The organism is Streptomyces sp. NPDC055078 (assembly GCF_053607985.1).
This window is the reverse complement of record NZ_JBSGUP010000548.1, coordinates 1-5,612: the sequence shown is the minus strand read 5'-3', so window position 1 is coordinate 5,612 and position 5,612 is coordinate 1. Positions and strand designations below refer to the sequence as shown.

The 5,612-nt window shown below is 73.5% G+C and carries 3 protein-coding genes; all 3 read right to left on the bottom strand.

What is annotated here, in order from left to right:
- A partial coding sequence (locus tag ACWF94_RS31665) for a serine/threonine-protein kinase (RefSeq protein ID WP_453496260.1) occupies positions 1-1,021 on the bottom strand: 1,021 nt, incomplete at its 3' end.
- Positions 1,022-1,226: 205 nt separating this feature from the next.
- Positions 1,227-3,269: a SpoIIE family protein phosphatase gene (locus ACWF94_RS31660; RefSeq protein ID WP_453496263.1), complete on the bottom strand. Its 2,043-nt coding sequence runs from the start codon at positions 3,267-3,269 to the stop codon at positions 1,227-1,229.
- A gap of 410 nt (positions 3,270-3,679) precedes the next feature.
- The coding region (locus tag ACWF94_RS31655; protein WP_453496257.1) for a metallophosphoesterase at positions 3,680-5,612 on the bottom strand (1,933 nt) is incomplete at its 5' end.

Below are 5,612 nucleotides of genomic sequence, written 5' to 3'. Positions count from 1 at the left end.
GCGTATCGGTGCGGGTGGTCCACTCGCCGGTCAGCCCGGCCGTGTGGTCGGGCGGCGCGGGCCTCGGCGAGGTGCCCGCCGCCGGGTGCCCGCCGGTCATTCCCCGGGTCCAGGCGGGCAGCCGCTGCTGGAGGGCGACGGACGGCGGGGACAACTGGGACGGCTGGGGGTGGGGGCGCCCCTCCCGTACGATCCGCCGCCGCAGGTCCTTGGCGTCGGACGGGCGGCCGTCCGGGGTCTTGGCGAGCAGATCGAGCACGATCCGCTGGAAGGTGTCGGGGATCTCGTCCCGGTGCGTGCGCAGCGGCTGCGGGACGGTGTCCCGGTGGCCGACGAGGACGGCCCAGGCGTCCTCGTGGTCGAACGGCGGGACTCCGGTGGCGATCTCGTACAGCACACACCCCAGCGAGTACAGATCACTGCGGTGGTCGACCCGGCCGCCGCCGATCTGCTCGGGCGACATGTAGTGCGGGGTGCCCATGGCGATGCCGGTGCCGGTGAGCCGCGACGAGCGGCCGATGTCCTCGCCGAGGCGGGCGATGCCGAAGTCGCAGATCTTCACCGCGCCGTCGGTGAGCCGCATGATGTTCGCGGGTTTCAGATCGCGGTGCACGATGCCCCGCTCATGGGTGTACGCGAGCGCGTCGGCTACCTGCTCGGCGATGTCGACGACATCGCCGACGGGCAGCGGGAGCTGTTGGTTCTCCTCCAGGAGCTGGCTGAGATTGTGGCCCTCCAGCAGTTCCATCACCAGATAGAGCACGCCCTCGTACTCGCCGAAGTCATGGACGACGGTGACGCCGCGGTGCTGGAGGGCGGCGGCGACACGGGCCTCGCGGCGGAAGCGCTCGCGCAGCACCGTGGCGAACGAGGGGTCGTGCTGGGTCATCGGCTTGAGGCACTTGACCGCGACCCGCCGCCCCAGCGACTCGTCGACGGCCCGCCACACCTCGCCCATGCCGCCGCGCCCGATGACATCGAGCAGCCGGTACCGGCCCTGGATCAGCCTGGTTTCCGCCATCGCCTGCTGTCGCCCCCGTCGCTGCTCCGCGCCCTCCCCGGCAGGTCCAGTATGGCCCCCTGTCTGCGCGGTTTGTACGGGGCGGGGCGCGCGCCGGGCCCGAGTCGCGCCATCGCTCTCAAGATGTGACCTGGCGGAGGCGTCCCGGGCGCGGCGCACACCGTAGAACGTGTCAGCGGGAATCCGGAAGGGGCGGGCGCCCGGCTCAGCGCAGCGGGCGCAGCAGCAGGAGGGCGGTGTCGTCGCCGCGGCGGCCCTCGGCTCCGGCCGGGCCGATCAGGGTGTCGGCCAGGTCCTCCAGGGATTCGCCGGTGCTGCGGGCGAGGCGCCGGGCCAGTGCCGCCAGGGCGTCGTCGAGGTCGATGCCGGGTGTCTCGATGAGTCCGTCGGTGTAGAGGACCAGGACCGATCCGGGCGGCAGCGACACCGCCGTGGTCGGGTACTCCGCCGCCCGATCGACACCGAGCAGCGGCCCGCCCGCCAGTTCCAGCGCCCGGACCCGGCCGTCCGGATCGCGCAGCAGGGGCTGGGGGTGTCCGGCGCGCGCGAGGAGCGCGCGGTGCGCGCCCAGCTCCAGATGCAGATAGACACAGGAGGCCAGCAACTCCGCGTCGAGATCCATCAGCAGCCGGTTGGTTGACGTCATGACCTGGCCGGGCGGCTGGCCCACGGCCGTGTAGGCGCGTACGGCGGTGCGGACCTGGCCCATCAGTCCGGCGGCGGTGACATTGTGGCCCTGGACGTCCCCGATGACGGCGGCGGCCGTGTCGCCGGTGGGCACCAGGTCGTAGAAGTCACCGCCGATCTCCATGCCCTGGGTGCCCGGCAGATAGCGCGCCGCGACCTCCAGTCCGGGCAGCCGGGGCAGGGAGTGCGGCAGCAGCGCGGACTGGAGTCCCTGGGCGAGCCGGTAGGTGGTGTCGTAGAGCCTGGCCCGCTCCAGTGCCTGCGCGATGAGTCCGCCGAGGCTGGTGAGGACGGCCCGCTCGTCGGTGGAGAACCGGTGCTCCCTCGCGTAGCCGAGTACGCAGGTGCCGACGGGCCGCCCGGAGGTCACGAGGGGGAGATACGCCCAGGAGGCCATGCCGTCCGGGGTGGCGAACCGGATGGGGTAGACCCGTTCCAGTTCGGCGCGTGACTCGAAGAACGACGGAACCCCGGTGGCCAGGGCCTGGGCGCCGGGGATGGGGGCCGTCAGGGGGGTGCCGTCGAACCGCTCCACGATCCGGGGGTCCGGGTAGCCGCGCTGCCCCAGGATCCGCAGCCGTCCGTTCTCGGAGACCAGCATCACCAGGGTGCTGCTGCCGAGCGCCGGCATGATCTCGTCGGCCACCCGCTCGATCACATCGTCGACGCCGACGGCCTCCGTGAGCGCGCTCGCCAGGCTGAGTACATGGGAGATGGTGACCAGGCTGGGCGACCGCTCGGGCGGGGTGCCGGCCGGGATGAGCCGCAGCGCCTCGCGGGCCGGGGCGATCAGCACGCTGATGCCGTCCCGTCCGGGGTGCAGCCGGAAGGTGAGCCAGCCCCGTGGCGGGCGCAGCACGGTGAACGAAGTGGTGTGCTGGCTCAGCATCGCCGCACGGTAACGGTCCTCGTACACGGGATCGTTGAGCCAGGGCAGCGCGGTCCACAGCTGTTTTCCGAGCAGCCGGGAGACGGGGGCGCCGAGCAGTTCGCCGGTGGCGGGGTTGGCGTAGGTGACACGGCCTTCCACATCGAGGGAGCACATCCCGTCCGGCAGCCGGGCGAGCATCTGTACCGCCTCGATCCCTCCCACTCTCGCCGCCATCGCCCCGGAGCCGAGGAAGTACAGATCGGGGACGATCGGGCTGCCCTGCTCGGCCGCCTGCCGGAGCCTGGTCGCCAGTTGGTCGCAGGCGGTGGTGAGCCGGGTGTGCTCCGCCTCGGACAGCTCCGGGGGGTGGGACGCGGGCCAGGTGACATAGACGGCTCCGTACACCGTTTCACCGGCCACGACGGGCGCGGCGGCCAGACAGTACGGATAGGGCAGGACGAGGGCGATCCGGGGGTAGCGGCGGGCCATCTCCTCCTCGCTGGGGACCCAGATCAGCCGCCGCCGGCTCACGGCGTCGGTGACGGGGATGAGCGTGGTGAGCGAGACCCGTTCCCAGGGAGCGGTGAACGCCCGGGGCAGTCCGGCCTTGACGGCCATTTCGAGCACCTGGCCGGACTCGCCGGGTGCCAGCAGATAGATCGCCCCGGAGTGGGCGTGGACATCGTCCATGATCCCGGCGAGAGCGAGCGACAGGAGTGGCGGGGGGCCCGCGCCGCTGTCCTCCTGCGCCGCCGCCGCGGCGGCACGCGGTCCTCGCACCGTGCACCACCTCCTCCCCACCGCTCATGACCAAGGCTGCCCGCTGCGGCGGTTTCTCGCACGGCGAGCGCACACCGGGCCCGGGCCGGTGCGCCCGGGCGGCATCCTGCCGGTGCCCCCGGGCGGCATCTTGTACGTGAGGGCCGGCGGCCCGGACCCGGCCATGGGCCCGTTCCCCGGGGCACGGGCCCGGGGAGCGCACCGGCCCGGGGGCACCCTCGCCGAGCGGGACGGACCGGGCCGGGCCGGACCGGGCCAGGAGGTCGGGGCCGCGGTCCCGCCACCGCCCGGCGGCGCGCACCCGGGCCCGGGCCGGGCGGCTACCCCGTCCCCGCCGTCACCCGGACCGTGGCACTCCGTGTCACTCCGTTCACCGTCACGACCAGGGTCACCTCCCCCGCCCGCAGCCCGGTGAGCCGGCCGGTCGCCGGGTCGAAGGCGGCGCTGTGGCGGGGCCGGGCGGTGGCGGGCGGGCCCAGGTGGAGGCCGGGCGAGCCGGACCAGTCCACGCTCATCGGGTAGGCGGCCGGGACGGTTCGTACCCCCTGGGTGACGGTCGCCCGTACCGTACCCGCACTGCCGGGTGACAGGGCATCGGGTGCGTCCAGGGCGAGGGCGTCGGTGTGGGCGCGGGTCTGTACCGAAATCCAGTCAGGGCCGCCCCGCCACGGCCGCTGGCGGGCGGCGAGCTGCTCGCCCCGGCTCACCGGGTCGACGCCGACGAGCGACCAGCCGGTGAAGCCGCCCTCGTCCACCGGGCCCGCCGGGTTCTTGCCGGAGTTGCCGTTGATCAGATACGGGACACCGTCGACCCGCCCGGCGTGGAAGACCCCCACATGGCTGCCGATGAACGCGGCGCCCTTGCCGGTGGTGCGGCGGAACCCGGCGAGCCACTGCTCGATCAGCGCGGCCTCCTTGCGGTCGCCGAGCCTGCTGCCCTGCTGCGCGGTCGGATCGCGCGGCGGTACGTGCTGGACGAGCAGTACGGAGGACACCCGCGGGTCCCGCGCGGCGGCGTCGAGCCGGGCGCGCAGCGACCTGATCTGTTCGAGGCCGCCGCCGCGCAGGGTGAGGCTGGAGGTGTCCAGGGTCACCAGCCGGGTGCCGCGGTGGTCGAACGTACGGTGCGCGGGCCCGAACTCGGCGATGAAGTCCCCGATCCGGCCGCCCATCACCTCATGGTTGCCGGGGACGTAGTACCAGGGCAGTTCGTCGCCCAGCTCCTCGGTCAGCACCCGGCGGGCGAACGCCAGATCAGCCGGTGATCCCTCGTCCACGAGATCGCCGTTGACGACGAGGAAGTCCGGCCGGGCCGCCTTGATCTCACGCAGGGTGCGCCGCGCCTGGCGGACGATCGGGCTGTCCGGCTCCCGGGCGACGAACTGCGCGTCCGACATCACCGCGAACCGCCAGTCCCGCTCCGCCGTCCCGGCCGCGGAGCCGATCAGCGGATCGGTGGTGCGCGGCTGTTCGGGCAGGGCGACGTCGGGTGGCACCTGGGCCTCCAGACCGTCGATCACGATCTTCCCGGTGTACTGCCTGGCCGCCGCGGTCTCGGCGAGATAGAAGCGGTGCACCGATACGGGTGTCGCCGCTCCCGGCGGGACGGTGAAGGTCACCTGCCGCCATCCGGTCCAGGTGATGAACGGCCCGCGCAGCAACTGGTCGGATCCGGCGGCGTCCTTGAGATGCAGGGTGGGCCAGGCTCCCCGGCCGTCGCCGTTGATCCACAGAGTGAACGACTGCGGGGCCCGGGGCTGCCCCGGGACGGTGATCCGCCGCGGCGGACTGGCGTAGGCCGCCCGGGTCGCGGTGGAGCGGGTGAAGTCGTACGTCAGCTCCAGACCGGTACCGCTGTGCCCGGCGGGCGTCGCGGCGAGCGAACCGGCGGCGCGGGCCTGGCTGAAGGTCCACGACCCGGCGTCGTCGAAGCCGGTCACCGGCTGCCGGGTGAGGCCGACTCCCGCGGCGAGCGTGGTGGTGACCCCCGCGACCTGTGCGGTGATCGCGCCGGCGCCCGTGCCCGTACGGGAGGAGACGGTGAAGGACCCCGCGCCGTTGTCGCGGATGTCGAACAGCGACCGGTCGTAGCGCAGCGTCACATCGGCGGGTTCGACGGGGGCGCTGTTGCCGTGGGCGTCGAAGCCGGTGAAGCCGAAGGTGCCGGTGGCCGCGCCGTCCGCGAGGGAGACCCGGCGGGTGGTCGGCTCGATCCGGGCGAGATCGTCCAGCACGGTCAGCTCGACGGTCCCC